Origin of the sequence: Paraburkholderia sp. UYCP14C (assembly GCF_004197395.1) — a bacterium.
In the GTDB taxonomy this organism is placed as follows: Bacteria; Pseudomonadota; Gammaproteobacteria; order Burkholderiales; family Burkholderiaceae; genus Paraburkholderia.
In genome coordinates, this window is sequence record NZ_SELS01000033.1 from 67,940 (window position 1) to 87,473 (window position 19,534).

Here is a 19,534-nt window from a genome sequence, read left to right on the forward strand (position 1 = left end):
AGAAGCTCGCGACGTATATGCCGCCGCGAGCCTCCTCGTCACTCCGTTTGGCCCGCCGTCTCCAGCGCGGGATAATCGACATAGCCAGCTGCTCCGCCGCCATAGAAGGTCGCGCGATCATGGCGGTTGAGCGGTGCACCGCGCTTGAGCCGAGCCGGCAAATCAGGATTGGCGATGAACTGCCTGCCGAACGCGACAGCATCGACTTGGTCCGACCGAATCGCTTCTTCCGCTGATTCGGCCGTGAACCCGCCCGCAACGATCAGTGTGCCGGGCCAGAAAGGACGCAGCGCACCGACTTCCTGCGGCGTACCGATCTCCATACCGCCGCCGGTGCGCGCCTCGATCAGGCTCACGTACGCGACACCGAGTTCGCTCAGCCGCTGCAGCACGTAACCGTAAAGGCCGATCGGATCCGAATCGCCCACATCGTTGTAAGTGCCGAACGGCGAGAGGCGAACGCCGACGCGATCGGCGCCCCAGATTTCGATCAACGCCTCGGTCACCTCGATCAGCAGGCGTGCGCGGTTCTCGACAGAGCCCCCGTAAATGTCCGTGCGCTTATTCGAGCAATCGTCCAGAAACTGCTGCAGCAAATAGCCGTTCGCGCCGTGGATCTCCACACCGTCGAAGCCGGCGGCCATTGCGTTGCGCGCGCCTTCACGATAGCCCTCGATGATCCCCGGAATCTCGTCCAGCTCGAGCGCACGCGGCGTTTCGTAAGGCACGGACTTCCATTCAGGAGTCAGCGCGGTTTGACCGGTGATCGCGATAGCCGACGGTGCAACGGGAAGCTCGCCGTTCGGCTGAAAGCTCGAATGCGACGAACGACCGGTATGCCAAAGTTGTAGAAAGATGAAGCCGCCCTTCGCGTGGACCGCGTCGGTGACCTTCTTCCACCCTTCCACCTGTTCGGTAGAGTGGATGCCGGGTGTTGCGGGATAACCTTGACCGCCGGGCGAGACCTGCGTCGCTTCCGCGATGATCAGCCCGCCTGCGGACGCGCGCTGACCGTAGTAATCGGGGGCGAGCGCATTCGGCACGTTGCCGGCGCCGGCGCGCATGCGGGTCAGAGGCGGCATCACGATCCGATGGGCCAGCTCATAACGGCCAACGCGAAGCGGCGAGAAAAGCGAGGTCGAGGACATGGACGAATCCTTTACACGTGAGTAACGCGCCAGCGGCGCACAAGTTAGGGACAGAGTGCCGACGAAGCGAACGGATTTTCATCGGATTGCTCCGGTCATTAAATTAATTATGACCGGTCGTCTTTAATTCGTCAACTGCCAGCGTCCGGGATTTACCATCCCTTAAGAGGAGTCTTCAAGCCGGTCCGTTCGCATACTCCGAATCCGCCCTGGTGTGCGCCAACAGGCCGACCACGAGCGCCATTGCCGACAGGACTACACCAACGATCGCGAGCCCCACCCAGCCGCCTTGATTCGCGCCGTAGCCGCCAAGCGCGGCACCCGCCGCGCCGCCGAGGAAGTAAGACACCATGAAGACGGTATTTAGACGGCTACGGGCATCCGGGCGCAGCCCGTAGATGCGCGCCAGGTTGGCGACAAACCCGGCGCGGTTGCCCAGGTCCAGTAGCACCATGCTGACTAACAGGCAGAACAAGTTGCGGGCGCCGGGAGTGACCAGCGCCATAGAGAGAATGACGAGCACAGTGCTAACGGATGCCACCGTCCGTGCACCGGTTCGGTCCACAAGTGCTCCGATGTGTGGAGACAGGAGGAGACCCAGTAATCCGACAAGTCCGAATGCACCGACCGTAGCGGCGCCGAAATCATAGGGTGGGCGCGCCAGCAACGCTGCAAGCGTAGCCCAGAATGCACTGAAGGCTGCGAACGTCAGAAAGCCCATAGCGGCGGAGATGCGCAGCAGACGCTCTTCGCGGATCAGTACAACGAGAGAATGCATGAGTTCGCGATAGCGAATCGCCGTCAGTCCATTCGAGGCAGGCAACCGCCTGACGACAACGAGAAGCATCAGATCGACGCCCGATGCGACCCCAAACATCCACCGCCATCCCAAGTGCGCGCCGATGAGTCCGCTCAACGTACGGGCGAGAAGCACACCGGTAGAGAGGCCACCGAGCAAGGTGCCCACCACTCTTCCCCGGCTTGCTGGCGGTGCCATGCCGGACGCGGAGGGAATGACGATCTGCGCGGTAATCGCCGTTGCGCCGACGAGAAAGCTGGCCGCCCCGAGCAGGGCGAATGTCGGCGCTATTGCGCACGACATCAACGCTACAGCGTTGGCAATGATGACAAGCGACGCGAGCTTGCGTGGCTGCACGCCGTCAGCTAGTGGCACGAAGAGCAGCAAGCCTGCCGCATAGCCCAGTTGGGTCAGCGTGGCGATCACGTTTCCGTGCGTTGGCGCCACGCCGAACGTCGCCGCGATCAGCGGCAGCAGCGGCTGGTGATAGTAGATGGCGGATACGGCAAGCGCGCAGCATAGCGCCATCAGGAATATCTCGCGCCGCGTGATTGCACGCGTTGATTGCGAGGGATTCATGCCAACAGATCGAGCGTTGCCCGGGCCGAGGCGTCGGAGGAAGCGGGGTTTTGGCCCGTAACGAGCAATCCGTCAACCACCACATGGGATTGCCAATCGATGGCCTTGGTATAGCGCCCCCCATTGACCTTGAGCATGTCCTCCACCAGGAACGGGACCACATTGGTCAGGCCGATGGCCTCTTCCTCGCTGTTGCTGAACCCCGTAACGGCCTTGCCAGAAACCAGCGGCTTGCCATCAGCGCCCTTGGCATGACGCAATACCGCGGGGGCGTGGCAGACTGCGCCGACGGGCTTGCCCGCCTGGATGGCCTGTTCGATAAGTGCGATCGACACTGGGTCTTCAGCCAAGTCCCATAGCGGCCCATGACCGCCGGGATAAAACACAGCGTCGAAGTCAGCCAATGACACATCCGCGAGGCGCTTCGTGTCGGCCAGTGCCTTCGTCGCAGCCGCATCGACCGTGAAGCGCCTGGTCGCCTCAGTTTCGAAGCCGGGCTCGTTACTTTTCGGGTCCAGCGGCGGCTGCCCGCCCTTGGGTGAAGCCAAGGTCACTCCCGCGCCCGCATCCAGGAACGCGTAGTACGGTGCGGCCAGTTCCTCGAGCCAGAAACCGGTCCGTTCTCCGGTGTTGCCGAGTTGGTCATGCGAAGTCAGAACCACGAGGATCTTTTTCATGGATAAAGCCCTTTTTAGTGAATGGTGGGTAGGACACACTTGCCTGAACTTCTCCGGCGCATCAGGTCCCGTCGCAACCGACAACTTGACGGGCCTGCCGTCGTTCAGCGCGTATTCGTCAAGAAACCAGCATTGGCGGAAAGCAGTCGCGCCGCGTTGGCCAAATCCCTCGCCTCTTGCATGCCGAGACGGGTGAGCCTCACCGATGCGACGGACAGCGCGTCTGAGGCTTTATGAGGTTCATTCGCCACGCGTCTCAACCGGCCAAGGGCGGCGCGAATGCTGCGCGAGGCTCCATCAGTCAGGGTGCCTTTTGCTAAGAGTTCATGCATCGTGAAGGTCGCGGAACCGACGGCCAGCACCGTCAGACCGCCGTCGATGGCGGCATCCTGTGCGCTCCCCCCTCTCCCCGCCAAGGAGACAAGTCGCAGGAGCCTGTGATGTAAGCGGGCTTTCCATTCGAAGCGACGACCAGTATTTCCTCGCAGGTCCACCAGTTCTTGGAGTTCACGGACCATCATGCCAACCAACATACGCAGCCTATTTGCGGCGCCGAGGGGAAAAACGACGCGATAGGCAATCATGGCGATCAGCGGTGCCGCGACAAGGAAAATACTGTCGACAAACATCTCTACAAAGCTTCCTTTCGGCGGAAAGGCCGGGTGCAGGAACAGCAGCGATACGATGGCGTAGTCGAACCCGAATATCATCGTGACCCGATGCGAGTAGAACAGAGCGGCAATCAAGATGACAGGCATGGTCATCAGCACGATGGCCAGTTCACTCGTAGCAAGCGGCCAGGCGAGGAACTGGCAAGCCAGGGCCGCGATTACTCCGCAGATCTGGCCTGTGAAGATGAAACGCATCATGCCCGCAGGGTTCTCGAACACCGAGACCATCGAGACCATGATTGAAACGCCAAGTAGGAGCAGCGTTGCGGCACTCCATCCAGTGGCGGCCCAGATAAGGCCGACAGCCAGCATCGTGATGCCCGCGCGGGCGAAAGCTCTCCATGCAGCCGCCCAGTCCCGATGCAAAACGACACGATGGCTACATAGCGGAACTCTGCCCGCTGCTTGCCTCCGAGCCGACGCAATGTAGGCTTGGTCTGCGTGCAACATCACAGAGAAAAGTTCATGTAGATGTCGATCGAACCCGGCCGCATGGACGAGCCGTTCCATGGCGGCCACCGTTTGCTCATAGCTCATGCCGCTTTCGAGACATGCGGAAACATCTTCCAGTGGCAGGACGAGATCGTTGTGGCCAAGCGTTACCTGCCGGCGCGCAAGAAGAAGCAACGACATTTCGGTCATCATCAGCTCCCTGATGGCAAGTACCATGCGGCGCGACCGAAGGGAGCCGGCGCCGTGCGGCTCGAGCAGTTCCTCTATGGCGGCCATCTCCGCAAGGATCTTGCGCTGCTCTTCCGTAAGGGGCTCATCGCAGTCCCGCCCGATCCAAGCAGCCAGATCGCGGAAAACCCGAGCTGTCAGCCGTCTCAAGCGGCCGGTCAAGGCGTCCTCTTGAGCATGCGGTGTGAAGATGATGCCGACGATGAGTGCAAGCAGCACCCCCACCAGAATGGTCGCGAGTCGGTCAAGACCGACTTCCATTATTCGGTGAGGATGAGCCCTATCGGCCAGCGCAACGATCGAGGCGGAATACCCGGCAAGGATGGTGCCGTAGGCAACGAATCCTCGCTGGGCGTTAGCGATCCCGGCGCACAACGCGATCCACACGGAAAGCCCGGCTACGAGCAAGACGGGCTCGCCCCCGGAGCAGAGCATCAAGAGAATCCCGGCAAGCGTACCGGTTAGCGTTCCGGCGATACGAAACACACTCTTTTCTAAAACCTGGCCGCGGGTGGGTTGTGCCGCCACCCAGATCGTCATGGCGGACCATTGCGGATGGTCCAGCCCGAGCAACCAGGCAATCAGAAACGCTGCGCAAGCTGCAACGGCGGTGCGCAGTGAAAAGCACAATTTCGGCACGTCGAAGCCGAGGCTCGCGATGGACCTCGAAATGCTCGGCAGCATCAGATATGCAGGTCTGGGATGAGATAGATAGGCTCGGCGCTCGAGAGAGACTGTTTGATCTGCCGGGGGCCCTCATCGACAAGAACTTCCTTCTGCTCGGTTTCAATGCCTTGAAGAATCGCGCGTGCAACGTCCTCGGGAGCCGTCTTCACTGCGTCAACGTCGCTGGCCATATCGGTGTCGATGTAGCCCGGATGAACGTTCAGGACAAACGTGCCTTGGCCGCACAGTTCCTGCCGGAGGCCGTTTGAAATTCCCCATGCTGCGGATTTCGATGCGCTATACGCGGACTTGCCGGGCAGACTGAACCATGTCACACCGGACAGGATGTTGACGATCCCACCGCCCCCATTGAGCTTGAGCACGGGTACGAATGCCTTCGACACGGCGAGCAAGCCGAGAACATTGACTTCGATATGACGGCGCAGGACATCGACGGAGTCGCTCGATGTCAGCGAACCCGCGACAAGTACGGCCGCGTTGTTGATGACCAGGTCGACATCACGGCACTGAGCCGCAGCGATTTCGACACCTTCAAAATTCGTCACATCGAGTTCGATCCACTGCACACGGTGATCGAATTCGTCGGGGCGCCGTCGACTTGCTGCGTACACTTTCGCGACGCCCGCATCGAGGAGCGACCGCACTAGCACCTCGCCGAGGCCTCGATTGGCCCCGGTGACGAATACCACCTTACCCTTGAGCTGCATCATCCACTCCAGTTATCACTGCATGATTAATTTCGGTACTTGCCTATTGGCGGTGTTCGACATCGGAGAGATCTCTGCCGGTCGACTAAGACCTACGGGCCGGGCGAACGCCCCCCGTCCGATGCACAGAATCGGTTAGGAAGCGATCTCGAAATATAATATGACCGGTCATACTTTAGGTCAACACGATGACATCGACATGGGTGCTTGACAATTTCCGGGGCCTCCATTAAATTCAATACGACCGGTCATATATTTAAACTGGACCCTGAAAGATGGAATCGCAAGTGACTGCCACACGCCGCGGGCCGAAGCCGAAGGCAAATACGCGAGACGCCCTACTGCGTGCAGGAGTGCGGATGTTTCACGAGAGAGGCTTTACGGCAACTGGCGTCAAGGACATAGTTGACGCGGCCGAGGTACCCAAGGGGTCGTTCTACACCCACTTCGATAGCAAGGAAGCGTTCGGACGGGACGTGGTCGATAGCTATTTCGATGGTGGTCTCGAAGATCTGCATGCACTTCTAACCAACGAACGCATCCCGCCACTCGAGCGTTTGCGCGCCTATTTTAAAGACAGGATCCGTGGCTACGGCACGGCAGGCTACGTGCAGGGCTGCTTGATGGGCAATTTGAGCCTCGAAATCGCTGATCACAGCGCCTTGATTCGCAGCCGGATAGCGGCGCATTTCAGGACTTGGAGCGGCTTCTTCGCGAACTGCATTGCCGAGGCGCAAAGCTCGGGCGCCATTCGAAATCAGCTACCCGCGTCAGTGCTCGCCGAGTTCGTGTTGAACTGTTGGGAGGGCGCGCTTTTGCGGATGCGCGCTGAAAAGAACGGACGTCCTTTGATCGAATTTACCGAAGTCGTCTTCGGGGCGATTCTGGTCTGAACCGAGTTCGAGAGGAACCAATGGATCACCTGGAAATGACGGGCCTCGAACTGCTGCGGGCGGTAGCGGCTGGCCACTCGCCGCCCTCGCCGATGGCCACGACAGTGCCAATGTCGTTTGTCGAAGTCGAAGCCGGATACGTGAAACTGACCGCACGCGCCGGTGGCCAACATCTCAACCCACAGGGCGGCGTACATGGCGGATTTGCCGCAACGGTACTCGATTCAGTGACCGGCTGTGCTGTCCACTCCACGTTGGAGGCCGGTGTCGGTTACGGCACGATTGACCTGCACGTCAAGATGTTGCGGCCGGTACCGCGCGATCAGGAATTGCTTGCCGAAGCTCGCCTAGTCCACCTCTCACGCAATATTGCAACGTCGGAGGGCACGTTGAAATCCGCTGAAGGAAAGCTGCTCGCGACTGCAACGGCGACTTGTTTCGTAAAGAGAGGCTAAACCGGTAGGCCCACAAAATTCAGCATCCGCAGCAAAAGCATTTGAGAAGCGAATCGGCTCCGTATCGACATACGGCATCCGCTGATACTTACATAAGGAGACAACAAATGCTGGGTTTTGACGTGGTGGAGCATGGCAAGCCGCTGCAGGCGCGCCTGCGCGAAACGCCTGTGCCGAAAGGCCGCGAAGTCGTATTGCGCGTTACGCATGCGGGCTTGTGTCATTCCGACATCCATCTGTGGAAGGGTTACTACGATCTCGGTGGCGGTAAGCGGGCTTCGCTGAGCGATCGAGGGCTGTTCCCGCCATTCACATTGGGCCACGAATCGCTTGGGATTGTGGTCGCCGTTGGCGAGGAAGTGTCGGAGGTCACAGTCGGCGCCCGCCGCCTTGTGTTTCCGTGGGTGGCATGCGGCGCATGTTGGGCCTGCGATCGTGGGCGCACCGATCTGTGCGCGAAACAACGCACTATCGGTCTCGCAACGCCTGGCGGATTCGCGACACATATCCTCGTGCCGGACGCCCGCTATCTTGTGGACGTCGAAGGAATCGACGATGCATTTGCCGCGACCCTCGCCTGCTCGGGTGTTTCCTCATACGCGGCTGTCAATAAGCTGCCGGCGCTCGAGGCGACCGATCATGTCGCGGTGATTGGGTGCGGGGGCGTCGGCCTGACCGCAATCTCTATCCTGCGCGCGCGCGGTATCGAGAAAATCATCGCGTGTGATGTCGCTGAAGATAAATTGAAAGCTGCCAGCGCTCAAGGTGCGACGCTGACCCTACGTACGGACCGCTACCATGCCCCCCACGCATTGAGCGAATTGGCGCAAGGCATGCTCGGAGGCGTGCTCGATTTCGTAGGCATTCCCTCGACGCTCGATCTGGCGTACGGCGCGTTGCGCAAGGGAGGGACCTACGTGTTGTGCGGTCTGCACGGCGGCGAGGCGGCGATCGCCCTTCCACCGATGGTGCAACGTTCTCTATCGCTCGTCGGCTCATTCGTGGGAACGCTGGCCGAACTTGAAGCAACCGTCGCGCTCGCCAAAGCTCGCAAACTGGCCGTGTTGCCGATCCGCACGTGCGCAGCCGATAAGATCAACAACGCCTTGACCGACCTCGACGAGGGACATGTGGTCGGGCGAACTGTGCTCGACTTTAGCGGAGTCGCGGCGTAATGGGCCCTCCCCGATCAGTTAGATGCTACAACGAGGTTTTTCATGGGTATGACGAAGTATCAGAACACACGCCTTTATATCAATGGCGAGTGGTGCGACGCGCAGAGCGGCGCGACGCTCGACGTAGTCAATCCGGCCACCGGGGATAAGATTGGCACGGTCGCCCGTGCCGGCATCGTCGACTTGGAGCGCGCCGTCGCGGCAGCACAAGCTGGGTTTGCGGCTTGGCGCAAGGTCTCCGCGTTAGAACGCGCGACCTTGATGCGTAAGGCTGCTGCGCTGGTGCGGGAGCGTGTAGACACGATAGCAGGCCTGATGACGCTCGAGCAAGGCAAGCCCCTTGCCGAAGCGCGCACAGAAGTCAACTCCGCTGCAGATACTATCGAATGGTTCGCAGATGAGGGGCGTCGCGTCTATGGCCGCATCGTGCCGCCGCGCAACCTCAACGCTCAGCAAACGGTCGTTAAGGAGCCCGTCGGACCGGTTGCAGCGTTTACGCCGTGGAATTTTCCCATCAATCAGGTCGTGCGTAAGTTGTCGGCCGCACTGACGACAGGTTGCTCATTCATCGTAAAAGCCCCGGAAGAGACGCCGGCGTCGCCGGGTGAACTGATCCGTGCTTTCGCCGATGCCGGCGTGCCCAACGGCGTGCTCGGGCTCGTGTTCGGCGATCCCTCAGAGATCTCCCGTTTTCTCATCGAGCATGCTGCAATCCGCAAAGTCACGTTCACGGGCTCGACGGCGATCGGCAAACAACTTGCTGCGCTCGCCGGCCAGCATATGAAGCGCGCGACCATGGAATTGGGTGGTCATGCACCGGTGATCGTCGCGGAGGATGCCGACATCGAACTTGCCGTCAAAGCATCGGGAGCCGCGAAATTCCGCAATGCTGGTCAGGTTTGCATTTCGCCGACGCGGTTTCTCGTGCATAACAGCGTCATCGACGATTTTTCCCAAGCGCTCGTCAAACATGCGGAGAGTCTCTCGGTAGGCAACGGCCTTGCGCAAGGCACGACTCTCGGGCCACTCGCCAACGCGCGCCGGGTAACCGCCATGACGAATGTCGTTGAGGACGCCCGCAAATCGGGGGCGACCGTGGCGACAGGTGGGGAGCGCATCGGGACGGCGGGCAACTTTTTCGCGCCCACGATATTGACCAACGTTCCGCTTCACGCGGACGTGTTCAACAACGAGCCGTTCGGGCCGGTGGCGGCCATTCGCGGATTCGATTCGCTCGAAGATGCGATCTCCGAGGCCAACCGCTTGCCTTATGGTCTCGCCGGATACGCCTTTACCCGCTCGTTCAAGAACGTTCATCTGCTCACGAACGCCTTGGAAGTCGGCATGTTGTGGATCAACCAACCCGCCACGCCGTGGCCGGAGATGCCGTTCGGCGGTGTAAAAGATTCAGGGTACGGCTCGGAAGGCGGCCCCGAAGCACTCGAGCCGTATCTCGTCACGAAGGCGGTGGCGGTAACGGCAGTGTGACTCAGCGGAATTTTCTCCATTTCCCAAAAACATCGAAAACTCGATGCCCCTCGATCCACACCTCAGTGCGGTGCTTGCGCAGATGGCCGCGTCCGGGCGCAAGCCGATGCATGAATGCTCGGTACAAGAAGCCCGGGACCTATATCTTGCGCTCACCTACGGCTCGCGTACGCCGGAGCAAGTGGTGCCGGTTGCCAGCGTTAAGGATGCTTTCGTCGATGGTGGCGCCGGTCCGCTAAGGTCACGCATCTATCGCCCCAACGGCTCGGGACCCTTCCCCACAGTCGCCTTCTTCCACGGCGGCGGCTTTGTCATCGGCGACCTCGATACACACGACAACATGTGTCGCGAGCTTTGTCGGGGTAGCCAGGTCGTGGTCGTCTCCGTGGACTACCGTCTGGCGCCTGAGCATCCGTTTCCGGCCGCTGTGGACGACGCGATCGCATCAACGAGGTGGGTCTCGGTGCACGCAAAACAACTCGGGGGCGAGGAGGTCGTCGCTGTCGCCGGTGATAGCGCAGGCGGGAATCTAGCGGCCGTCGTCTCCCAGCAATTGGCCGCTCTCGGAACACCGCTGGCGGCGCAGTTCCTGATCTACCCGGCGGTAGATAACAGCTGGGTGGGTTATCCGTCCATAGAAAAGCATGGGCGCGGGTATTTCCTCGAGCAGGAAACCCTCGGGTGGTTCTTCGAACACTACACGGGCGCTTTGAAGGATCTGACGGATGCTCGGCTGGCGCCGATAAAGGCATCCAGCCTTGCGGGCCTTCCACCGGCGGTGATCGTCACCGCCGAATTCGATCCGTTGCGGGACCAGGGTGAAGCCTATGGAATCGAGCTCCACGCAGCGGGCAGCAAAGCGGAGATGTTCCGTTGCGAAGGCATGATCCATGGCTTCTTCGACATGGGCCGCTGGTCACCCGCAGCTCAACGGTTCATTCGCGCGAGCATCGAGCGCTTCGGGCTGGTCGTGCGCGGCGCCTACGGGCTCAGACGAGAACCGAGTGGAAAATCACTTCCCTGAACTCTTTGAGCGGCACGTCGCTTTTTTCCACGCGCATGCGAAGCAGCGCGCCTTCCCAGCTATTCAGAAGAAACTGGGCCAACATTGATGCAGGAAGCTGATTCCTGATCTCTCCGGTGCCCTGAGCGGCAGCAATGCATTCCTCCAAGAGACCGGTCCACGTCTTGAAGTTGGCGGCGATACGCTCGCGAATCGCCGTGCTGTGGTCGGCGACTTCGAGGCTGAGGTTGCCCATCAGGCATCCCCGCGCATAGCCAGCCGCCTTGAGCGAGCGGATTCTCTTATCGAAATAGGCTTGCAGCCGTTCGAGCGGCGACAGTGTGTCGTCGCGGAACAGCGGCTGTAGCTCGGAGAGGCTGCGGTTGAAATAGCAGTCGACCACCTCCGCTCCGAATGCTTCCTTGCTGTCAAAGTGGTTATAGAAGGACCCTTTGGGAACGCTCGCCTTGTCGACGATCTCCTGGATCCCCGTTGCGGAATACCCTCCCGCGTGGAGCATCCGCAATCCTGCGCTGAGCAATTCGTCCCGCGTGTGCGGATTCGGCTTTGGCCCGCGACGGGCGGCAGTATTCATTTGAACCCCTCAACCAATAAAAAGCGACCGGTCAGCGTCGTACGAACAGTCATCTTACATTTTTTTTGAAAACAGTGAAGTCTGCTGCCAACGACGCGAATAAACCCGGCAGGTCGGGGCCGCCGGACGCAGCCGCGGAATTCCCTCTCGCACTGCACTATTACCTGCCCACGCCGCTAGATGCGGGCGGATCGCCCTGTCAGGGTTAGCGCGAATTGATAAATATAAGACGACCAGTCATATTATAGCCATGACGGCGGCCGTCTTCGAGGTGCCTGACGGCTGGATCGGAAGTATTGCAAGTCAATTTTGCCTAACCGAGGAAAGAATGGAGTTCGAGCTCGTTGCCGAAGGTTTGCGGTTTCCGGAGGGGCCTGTCGCCCTGAATGACGGCTCTGTCGTGCTGGTAGAAATCGAGGCGAAACGCGTCGTCAGAGTCGAGCCCTCGGGCCGTGTGTCGACCGTCGCTGAATTCGACGGCGGCCCTAACGGGGCAGCGCTGGGGCCGGATGGATGGCTTTACGTCTGCAATAACGGTGGGTGTTTCACCTTCACGACAGAAGCAGGATTCAATGCGCCCGCGCGCGTGCCCTCCACCCACCGCACCGGCAGCCTGCAGCGGGTTGACCTCGCGACGGGACGCATCGAAACGCTCTACGAGACGGCGGGAGGACGCCGCCTGGAAGCGCCTAACGATCTGGTCTTCGATCGACATGGCGGGATCTGGTTCACCGACTACGGCTCTGCCACTGACCTCGGACGCAACTATGGGTCGATCTGCTACGCGCTGCCGGACGGGTCTCGCATCGAGCGCGTGAAGGAAGGCCTGATTTCGCCTAACGGTATTGGCTTGTCGCCGGATGAGCGCGTCGTCTACGTGGCAGATACGGCACTGGGACGGCTATGGGCGTTTGACGTTGAGGAACCGGGGCGCCTCGTGCCAGAGCAGCGGCGCCAGTCCGGCCGCGTCGTCAGCAATATCCAGGGGGCGAATCGCGTCGACTCTCTGGCAGTCGAGGCGGACGGCAGGGTTTGTGTCGCGACGATTGGTGACGGCGGGGTCACGGTTTTCGAACTCGACGGAACGACCACTCACGTCAAGGTCCCCGACCCTTTCGTGACGAACCTTTGCTTCGGTGGCCAGGACATGCGGGACGTTTGGGTGACCGCATCGGGAACCGGCAAGCTTTACAAGACGCGTTGGCCGCGTCCCGGCTTACGACTGAACTTCATGCAACGAACCGCAGCGGACGAATTTTCAGCGGAAAGCGCCCTTTGTCAAGTGAAGTGAAGTCTACCGCCGGAAAGCGCGAGAAAGACTCTACTTGATGGCCCTCATCAAATTGCTTCATTCGCATCACCATTGCCTCGGAGCTCATTGGATATGTCCGATTTGAAGAACGACGGTGTCATGCACCGGATGCCTTATGGTTTTGGCCCAACAGCAGGGCCGCGTCAAGGACCGGATTTGAAGCCGTTCGATTGGAGCACGTCGCCGCATCGCCGCAGCGTCGCCGTCAGTTATCTGACCGATGCCGATCAACTCGGTGAACTCCTGCCGCCTGGGTTCCGTCTTGTAGGTGAGCCGATCGTCACGGTTGAGTTGACCGAGCTTTCCGAACTCGAATGGTTGGCCGGCCGCGGCTATTCCATGCTCGGGGTGCGCTTTCCCGCTCACTTTCATGGGAAAACGGACGACGTTACGGGGAGCTTTCTAAGCGTTCTGTGGGAGAACCTCGCGGATCCAATCCTGAGCGGTCGCGAGGAATTGGGTTACGCGAAAATTTGGTGTGAGTTGCCGCCGGTTCGCGTGTTTGGGAACAGGGTCGTCTGCTCGGCCTCCTGGCTCGGTCATCAGTTCGCTCAGATTTCGGTTGAGGATCTAACTGAGGCCGACCCTGTCGCCCCCGCCTATCCCGGCCTCGGAAGCCTGCGGAGCGATGGAACCTTGCACTACAAATACTTCCCAGACACCCAGAACTGGGGCGAGGCGGCGCTCGCGCACGCTTGTCTGTCACCAGCCGGCGCAAGCGCGTCGGTGGAGCGCGTGAGGCATGGCCGGGGAAGCGTCAGCTTTTTCCCGACCACGTGGGAGGACATGCCGACCCAGTTCCATATCGTCACGAAGCTGCTGCAACTGCCGCAACTGGAAAGCAGAGGCGCTTGGGTGGCCGAAATGCGTGGGGCGTCGGATTTATCGAATCAGCGAAAGCTGGCTTGAAGTCAGTCGGCGTCTCATCAAACGCTGGATGATCGAAACGGCTTTCGCTCCCCCGATCCTGAATGCGGACCGAGATGGTTAGCCGACACAAAGGAAGAATGATGAATAAGGTTTATCCGTTGCAAGGTGTGCGTGTTTTGAACTTAGGCGGTGTTTGGGCCGGACGAGTGGCTTCGATGCTTCTTGCGGATCAAGGCGCGGAGGTCATTGAAATCAATCATCCGGATCGAGAAGACAAGCTCGAAGACGCCGCGCTGGGCCGAGGAAAGACGGCAGTCATCCTCGATCTGAAGGTTCCCTATGATCGGCATGCCGCCCTGCGCCTGGCAAACGAAGCCGACATCGTCATCGACAATCTTGGGCCCGGGCGTGCCGCCCGGTTCGGACTGGACTACGAGAGCATTCGCGATCGTAACGAATCGGTTGTGTACGTGTCGATTCCGGGTTTCGCCGAGGGCAGTGAATGGGATGGCGTCGCAGCGTTCGAAGGTACCGTTGCCGCATCGGTGGGCGCCTATACCGACATTCATGCCCTCGGTCCCGTGCTTGGTGGTCGCCCCATTTTTTCGTCGCTTCCCATGGCATCGGCCTATGGCGGCGTGCATGCTGCGATCGCGGCGACGATGGCCTATCTGAGGCGTCTGCAAACTCACGACGGCTGCCGCGTTGAAGTGCCACTCGCCGATGCGCTCATGTCTGCCATGGCAGTGCTGGTCATGAAGGTCGACGGACAGCCGCAACGGTTCGATTTGCCACCGATCGACAAGGCGATGAGCGAGGTTGCCTTTCCCATCTTCCGAGACATGTCGGACGATATCAGCGAGGCCGGTCGCGCCGCCATCAACGCTTATCTCGCAAAGTTCGGACGCCCTCAATTCGGAAACTACCTTTGCGGGGACGGCAAGATGGTTTTCATCAATGCCGTCGATCACGTCCATCACGCGCAGGCCTGTCTCGACGTGCTGGGCATCCTGAATGACCTCATTGCGGAGGGCATGATCGTCGGCAGCCCGTACGAGGAAGACGGGAGCGGAAATAACATCAGCTATTCGGCCGGGCTGAGTCCTCGCTGGACTCAACGGTTACGGACGCTCATGAGCCAACGCTTTTTGACGAAGCCGGCACATGTTTGGGAGCAATTGCTGCGAGAAGCCGCCGTTCCGGTGACGGTCGTCAGAACGACACAAGAGTGGCTCGACTTGCCCGCTGCGCATGCAGGCGGGAATGTGAGCGAGGTTGAAGACCCGATATTCGGCGCAGTTCGACAGCCCGGGCGCTATATCTCGATCGAAGGTCCTGATGTGCAGTCGCACGATCTGCGGTCACGCGATATCAATCAAGTAGAAATCGGATGGAAGTCGAACCGGGCTACCGCCGAAGCCTCGGTGCCGCATGAGCCTTCGCCGAAGATCCTTTCCGGGCTGCGGGTCCTTGATCTGTCCAACGTGATCGCCGGCCCTGCCGCTTGCCGTATTCTTGCCGAGTTCGGTGCGGATGTTACCCGGATCGACCCGCCTGCGCCTCAGGCCGGCCCGCGCATGACGATGTGGTTCGGCATCGACGTCAATCAGGGCAAGCGTTCGATCATTCTCGACCTGAAGACGGCAGAGGGACGCGCGGTGTTCGAGACGATGGTCAAGAATGCCGACGTCGTTCTTCACAACTTCCTCGATGTCACGGCGGCAAGACTGGGGCTCTCCGACGAGGCGCTCAGGCGAATCAATCCTGACATCATCAGTTGTCAGGTCAGCGCATGGGGAGGTCCGCTAGGTGGCCCGCTCAAGGGATATCCGTCGTTCGATCCCGTCTTACAGGCAGCAACCGGCGTCACGGCACGCTATGGGACGCCCGAAGCGCCAGTGCTGCATGGAATGGCGTCGTGCGTGGACTACATCACTGGGTTCACCGCAGCCCTCGGTGTCGCACAGGCGCTAGTTGCAAGGAAGCTCGGACGAGGCGGCTCGTATGTACGGACGTCTCTATCGATGGGTGCGCAACTCGTTCAATTCCCCTTTGCGGTTTCAGCTAAAGGCGAGCCCACAGGATCTGAGCCTTCGACGCAGAGCGTGCCCGGCTACGGTCCGCACTACCGGATGTACAAGGCCAAGGACCGCTGGGCATTTTTGGCCTGCCGCCCGAAGGATTTCGCGGCGATCGCTGAACTCCTCGGTGCGAGCGAACCAACAGACTCATCCGTGGCGGCTGCAATCGCCGGGCGGACCTGCATGGAAGTCTCCCAGTTACTGGAAGATTGTCGATCCGCATCGTTCGTGCCCATCATCAGGCTGGATCAGGTGCGCGAGGCATGTACGGTATCGGACGTGCCAAACCTCGAACTGAACGGCAGAGTACTCGCAATGCGGGAAGCGGATCACCCGAGCGGCCATCGCGTCAACCTGCCCCTCCCCACCTGGTACAGATTCGGCAATCAAAACGTAGGGCCGCTGGCGCCTGCCCCTGAGCCGGGTTTCCATACCCATCAGGTGCTGCATGAACTCGGCAAATCGGAGGCAGAGATTCGTGAACTGTTTGCAAAAAACGTTGCCCGTCGGGACTGGGCTGTCTTGAAACACTATCTGCCGCTTTAGGACCGCCCTACCGGTCTGGTGAGTCTTTTTTTAGAGTCAATTCCGGAAGGAATTCGTCTAGCTTAACCGTTCCAGGAAGACGAGCAGCGCTACCCGCTGCTCTCGATCCGTTAGAAGCCGCACGGCCAATGAGCCGGGAGGAGACAATCATGTCAATTGAAACGCTCGCAGGCAGCCAAGCCTCGCAACCAGGCCGACGCACCACGTCGAACAAGGCGCTGAAGTCGCTTACAGCAGCTGTCGTCGGAAATCTGCTCGAATGGTTTGACTGGACAATCTACAGCACATTTGCCGTCTATCTCGCCGCCAGCTTCTTCGAGAAATCGACTGCGCTTTCGGCACTGCTTTCCACCCTCGCCGTCTTTGCGGTCGGTTTTCTCGCCCGCCCGGTGGGCGGTTTGATCTTCGGGCGTCTCGGCGATCGAATCGGTCGCAAGAACACGCTGGTCATCACGATGTCGACGATGGCCGCGGCCAGTCTGATGATCGCATTGATACCCTCGTACTCGCACATCGGAATCTGGGCGTCAGTGCTGTTGTTGATAGCACGCCTACTTCAGGGGCTCGCGCACGGCGGCGAGTCTGGCGTTTCTTATGTCTACGTTGCGGAGATCGCGCCGGCCAAGCGCCGAGGCCTGTGGTCGAGCAGCACGATGTTCAGTGCCACACTCGGCGTGATGGGTGCCACCGGCCTTGGTATCGTGTTGACATCGGTGTTCTCTCGAGCGGAAATGGTGGCCTACGGGTGGCGCGTCGGCTTCGCCGTTGGCGGCATTCTCGGTCTGTTTGCGCTCTATCTGCGCAAGGCAGCTCATGAGTCTCCGATCTACGATGCGGAATCGAAGACTAAGCCCACCCCGATGAGCGGCCGCGATAAGCTGCGGATCCTGCTGAAGATCGTGTTCTTTTCTGCCGGCGCGCAAGTCGCTTACTACACGTGGGTCGCGTTCGCGCCCACCTTCGCGATCGCCAGCCGTGGCATGGACGCGCACGGCGCTTTCGTCGCCAGCATTTTCGCCCAACTCGTCGCGCTTTGCCTGCTGCCGCTTTACGGCCACCTGTCGGATCGGCTGGGCCGGAAGAAGATGGTGTTCGTCTACGGACTGGGCCTCATCCTCGCACCGATCCCGTTGGCTGCGCTTCTGACGCGTGACCCTTGGACGCTCTTCGCCTCACAAGGACTCGGCCTTGCCGTATGGACGATCATCGGCTCGCAATATGCCGCACTGATCGCGGAACAGATCCCTACGCAACACCGTGGATTTGGTGTTGGTTTCTTGTCGTCACTCATGTCCTCCATTTTCGGAGGAACGGCTCCCTTCCTCAATACATGGTTGGCCGCAAACCAGATGTCTTGGATGTATTCCGTCTACATCATGGTGCTAGGGGCGTTGACTCTCGTCGCCGCAGTGATGATTCGTGAAACCCGCGGCGTGCCGCTCAGCCATATCCGCAACGATGGTTGATACACGGCGCCGAACCATACCGCTTACTAGTTCGACTTGATAGGAGTTGCAGAGCATGGTCATCGTAATAACACACTATCGCCGGCCCGATATGCCGGCGCAGGAATGGAACGCTCGATATACGGACGACATGGCGAAACGCTTCGTCGATATGCGTGGCCTGCTGTGGAAGATCTGGCTCGACGAGCCGGTGGAGCAACTGTCCGGGGCCATCTACTTGTTCGAGACGAAGGCTGACGCCGAATCTTATGTTCAAGGGCCGGCCATTACTCGTATGAAGGAGAACCCGGACCTGATCGATGTATCGGTGAGAATCTACGATATTCGGGAACGCATGAGTGAGCTCACGCGAGCGCCCCTGGGTCAATGACCTTTTCGAGGGAGTTCGGGAGATAGTTGCCGCTCGTATCAGATGGTCGCGTCAGCTGGACATTTCCACAAACTCCTTTAGCCCGGCAACCCCAAGCGAACCTGTCCGCATTTTCGTGGGCGAGGCGGTTAAAGGAATCATTATCCGCGCGCCTGCATGTATCGCTCGCCGAACAGGATGGCGAACTGATTGACTGCCTGCCGATCAATCGCGATGGCCCGCCCGTCAAGCGCACCGCATACGCCCTCCGCCCATTGCACAAACCGGCGTTCCAGTTCCGTCGGCGACAATAACTCGAATACGCGCCGGATCGTGTCATGTCCGGGTATCCCGTTGCGCAACCTCTGGTACTGCCGCAACCACGCCTGCCGGGCTATTCCCCATGCCTCGATGTCGTCCCAGCCTTCGGCTCCCGACATCACCGCACATAGCGCCAGTACCACGATATCGAGCAGATCGTGATCGCAGCGTCCCGTCACCCGCGTATCCGGCAGATCCCGAAATATCGCCACCAGCGCCTGCACTTCCTTGTCCTCGCGCACCCGTCGCCCCCCGAAAAGACGACCGTAAACGACGAAAAACCCTTTGTTTACAACCCCCTCACGCTAACCTTTGAAAGTAAACGACTTTTGATGCTCCGGCCCAGGCCGACCGGCGGCCCCCTGTGGACATTTCCGCCTTATCCGTTCTTCTCTTTCCGTCCTTGCACCGTTCCCGCACGGTAAACCTGCGGCGCGACCCCATACCATCTCTTGAACGCTTGCGAGAAACTTGACAAGTCGCTGTAACCAAGCCGCTCCGCAATTTCTGTGAGCGTAAGGTGCGCATCGCTCAACAGCGTTTCGGCCATTGCGCTGCGCGCTTCATTGAGCAGGGTTCGGAACGTCGTGCCATCTTCCTGCAGCCTGCGCTTGAGCGTGCGCGCGCTTGTGTTCATCATCCGGGCCATTTCTTCAAGCGTAAGCGGCCCGCCGCCCCACGTTGCATTCATGTAGTGGCGAATCATCGTCGACGTGCCGAGGCGGGCGCGCCGTGCGTCCAGCTGCCGGCTGCACATCTGTTCACACATTGATACCGTGATCGGGTTGGCGTGCGGCAGCGGACGGTCCAGATATTCGCGCGCGAATGCGAGACTGTTCGAACGCGCACCGTACTCGGGCTCGACGCCTCCGATCCGCAACACCGGGGTGGTCGCATGGCGTGCCGACATCGCGCGCGCGGCCTGCAGCGTGAACCGCGACAGCACGAAATCCCCCCCGTTACTATCTTCACTCCCCGATAATTGGGGATTTGGCCAGCCGGGCCCGGCATGATTCTCGCCCCCAGTCGCT

Annotated in this window: 18 protein-coding genes; 10 read left to right on the forward strand and 8 right to left on the reverse strand. The window is 60.1% G+C overall.

The features are described from left to right. Positions 1-38 precede the first annotated feature (38 nt). From EVC45_RS26615 to EVC45_RS26635, 5 genes are all read right to left on the reverse strand, one after another. Entirely contained in the window at positions 39-1,148 is a 1,110-nt protein-coding gene (locus EVC45_RS26615) for an alkene reductase (RefSeq protein ID WP_129961197.1), read from the reverse strand. A gap of 175 nt (positions 1,149-1,323) precedes the next feature. Continuing rightward, entirely contained in the window at positions 1,324-2,526 is a 1,203-nt protein-coding gene (locus EVC45_RS26620; RefSeq protein WP_129961198.1) for an MFS transporter, read from the reverse strand. Further along, positions 2,523-3,203: a type 1 glutamine amidotransferase domain-containing protein gene (locus tag EVC45_RS26625; RefSeq protein ID WP_129961199.1), complete on the reverse strand. Its 681-nt coding sequence runs from the start codon at positions 3,201-3,203 to the stop codon at positions 2,523-2,525. The genes EVC45_RS26620 and EVC45_RS26625 overlap by 4 nt, the downstream gene beginning before the upstream one ends. A 104-nt stretch (positions 3,204-3,307) precedes the next feature. After that, entirely contained in the window at positions 3,308-5,239 is a 1,932-nt protein-coding gene (locus EVC45_RS26630; protein WP_129961200.1) for an FUSC family protein, read from the reverse strand. Further along, positions 5,239-5,952, reverse strand: a complete 714-nt coding sequence (locus EVC45_RS26635) for an SDR family oxidoreductase (protein WP_248295258.1) — start codon at positions 5,950-5,952, stop codon at positions 5,239-5,241. Before EVC45_RS26635 ends, EVC45_RS26630 begins: the two co-directional genes overlap by 1 nt. Before the next feature lie 272 nt (positions 5,953-6,224). Here EVC45_RS26635 and EVC45_RS26640 point away from each other — a divergent pair, with 272 nt between their 5' ends. The 5 genes from EVC45_RS26640 (at position 6,225) to EVC45_RS26660 (ending at position 10,984) form a co-directional block, all read left to right on the forward strand. Continuing rightward, positions 6,225-6,842 (forward strand): TetR/AcrR family transcriptional regulator, encoded by a 618-nt coding sequence (locus tag EVC45_RS26640; RefSeq protein ID WP_129961201.1) that lies wholly within the window; start codon positions 6,225-6,227, stop codon positions 6,840-6,842. A 20-nt stretch (positions 6,843-6,862) separates the two neighbouring features. Continuing rightward, complete coding sequence (locus EVC45_RS26645; protein WP_129961202.1) at positions 6,863-7,297, forward strand: PaaI family thioesterase; 435 nt, start codon at positions 6,863-6,865, stop codon at positions 7,295-7,297. A gap of 107 nt (positions 7,298-7,404) precedes the next feature. Further along, positions 7,405-8,472: an alcohol dehydrogenase gene (locus EVC45_RS26650; RefSeq protein ID WP_129961203.1), complete on the forward strand. Its 1,068-nt coding sequence runs from the start codon at positions 7,405-7,407 to the stop codon at positions 8,470-8,472. Between the two features lie 42 nt (positions 8,473-8,514). Next, on the forward strand, positions 8,515-9,960 hold the full coding sequence (locus tag EVC45_RS26655; protein WP_129961204.1) for an NAD-dependent succinate-semialdehyde dehydrogenase: 1,446 nt from the start codon (positions 8,515-8,517) through the stop codon (positions 9,958-9,960). A gap of 43 nt (positions 9,961-10,003) precedes the next feature. Next, positions 10,004-10,984 carry an alpha/beta hydrolase gene (locus EVC45_RS26660; protein WP_129961205.1) on the forward strand — a complete coding sequence of 327 codons (981 nt, stop codon included), beginning with the start codon at positions 10,004-10,006 and terminating at the stop codon, positions 10,982-10,984. Here the strand turns inward: EVC45_RS26660 and EVC45_RS26665 are convergent. Further along, the gene (locus EVC45_RS26665) at positions 10,950-11,558 is read right to left on the reverse strand and encodes a TetR/AcrR family transcriptional regulator (RefSeq protein ID WP_129961206.1); all 609 of its coding nucleotides are present in this window, start codon (positions 11,556-11,558) and stop codon (positions 10,950-10,952) included. The genes EVC45_RS26660 and EVC45_RS26665 overlap by 35 nt on opposite strands. Before the next feature lie 328 nt (positions 11,559-11,886). On the opposite strand from EVC45_RS26665, the gene EVC45_RS26670 reads away from it, so the two are divergent. The 5 genes from EVC45_RS26670 to EVC45_RS26690 all read left to right on the forward strand — a co-directional run bounded on the left by EVC45_RS26670 (position 11,887) and on the right by EVC45_RS26690 (position 18,203). Beyond that, on the forward strand, positions 11,887-12,849 hold the full coding sequence (locus EVC45_RS26670; RefSeq protein ID WP_129961207.1) for an SMP-30/gluconolactonase/LRE family protein: 963 nt from the start codon (positions 11,887-11,889) through the stop codon (positions 12,847-12,849). A gap of 93 nt (positions 12,850-12,942) precedes the next feature. Further along, positions 12,943-13,779, forward strand: coding sequence for an acetoacetate decarboxylase family protein (locus tag EVC45_RS26675; RefSeq protein WP_129961208.1), 837 nt, complete (start codon positions 12,943-12,945; stop codon positions 13,777-13,779). 98 nt (positions 13,780-13,877) lie between these two features. Further along, positions 13,878-16,367, forward strand: a complete 2,490-nt coding sequence (locus EVC45_RS26680) for a CoA transferase (protein WP_168991538.1) — start codon at positions 13,878-13,880, stop codon at positions 16,365-16,367. 149 nt (positions 16,368-16,516) lie between these two features. Further along, complete coding sequence (locus EVC45_RS26685; RefSeq protein ID WP_129961210.1) at positions 16,517-17,833, forward strand: MFS transporter; 1,317 nt, start codon at positions 16,517-16,519, stop codon at positions 17,831-17,833. A gap of 55 nt (positions 17,834-17,888) precedes the next feature. Next, positions 17,889-18,203 carry a YdhR family protein gene (locus tag EVC45_RS26690; RefSeq protein ID WP_129961211.1) on the forward strand — a complete coding sequence of 105 codons (315 nt, stop codon included), beginning with the start codon at positions 17,889-17,891 and terminating at the stop codon, positions 18,201-18,203. A 140-nt stretch (positions 18,204-18,343) separates the two neighbouring features. Here the strand turns inward: EVC45_RS26690 and EVC45_RS26695 are convergent, their stop codons facing one another. Together EVC45_RS26695 and EVC45_RS26700 are read right to left on the reverse strand one after the other, a co-directional pair. Next, on the reverse strand, positions 18,344-18,745 hold the full coding sequence (locus tag EVC45_RS26695) for an ISAs1 family transposase (RefSeq protein ID WP_129961212.1): 402 nt from the start codon (positions 18,743-18,745) through the stop codon (positions 18,344-18,346). A 137-nt stretch (positions 18,746-18,882) separates the two neighbouring features. Then, a partial coding sequence (locus EVC45_RS26700) for a helix-turn-helix transcriptional regulator (RefSeq protein WP_129961213.1) occupies positions 18,883-19,534 on the reverse strand: 652 nt, incomplete at its 5' end.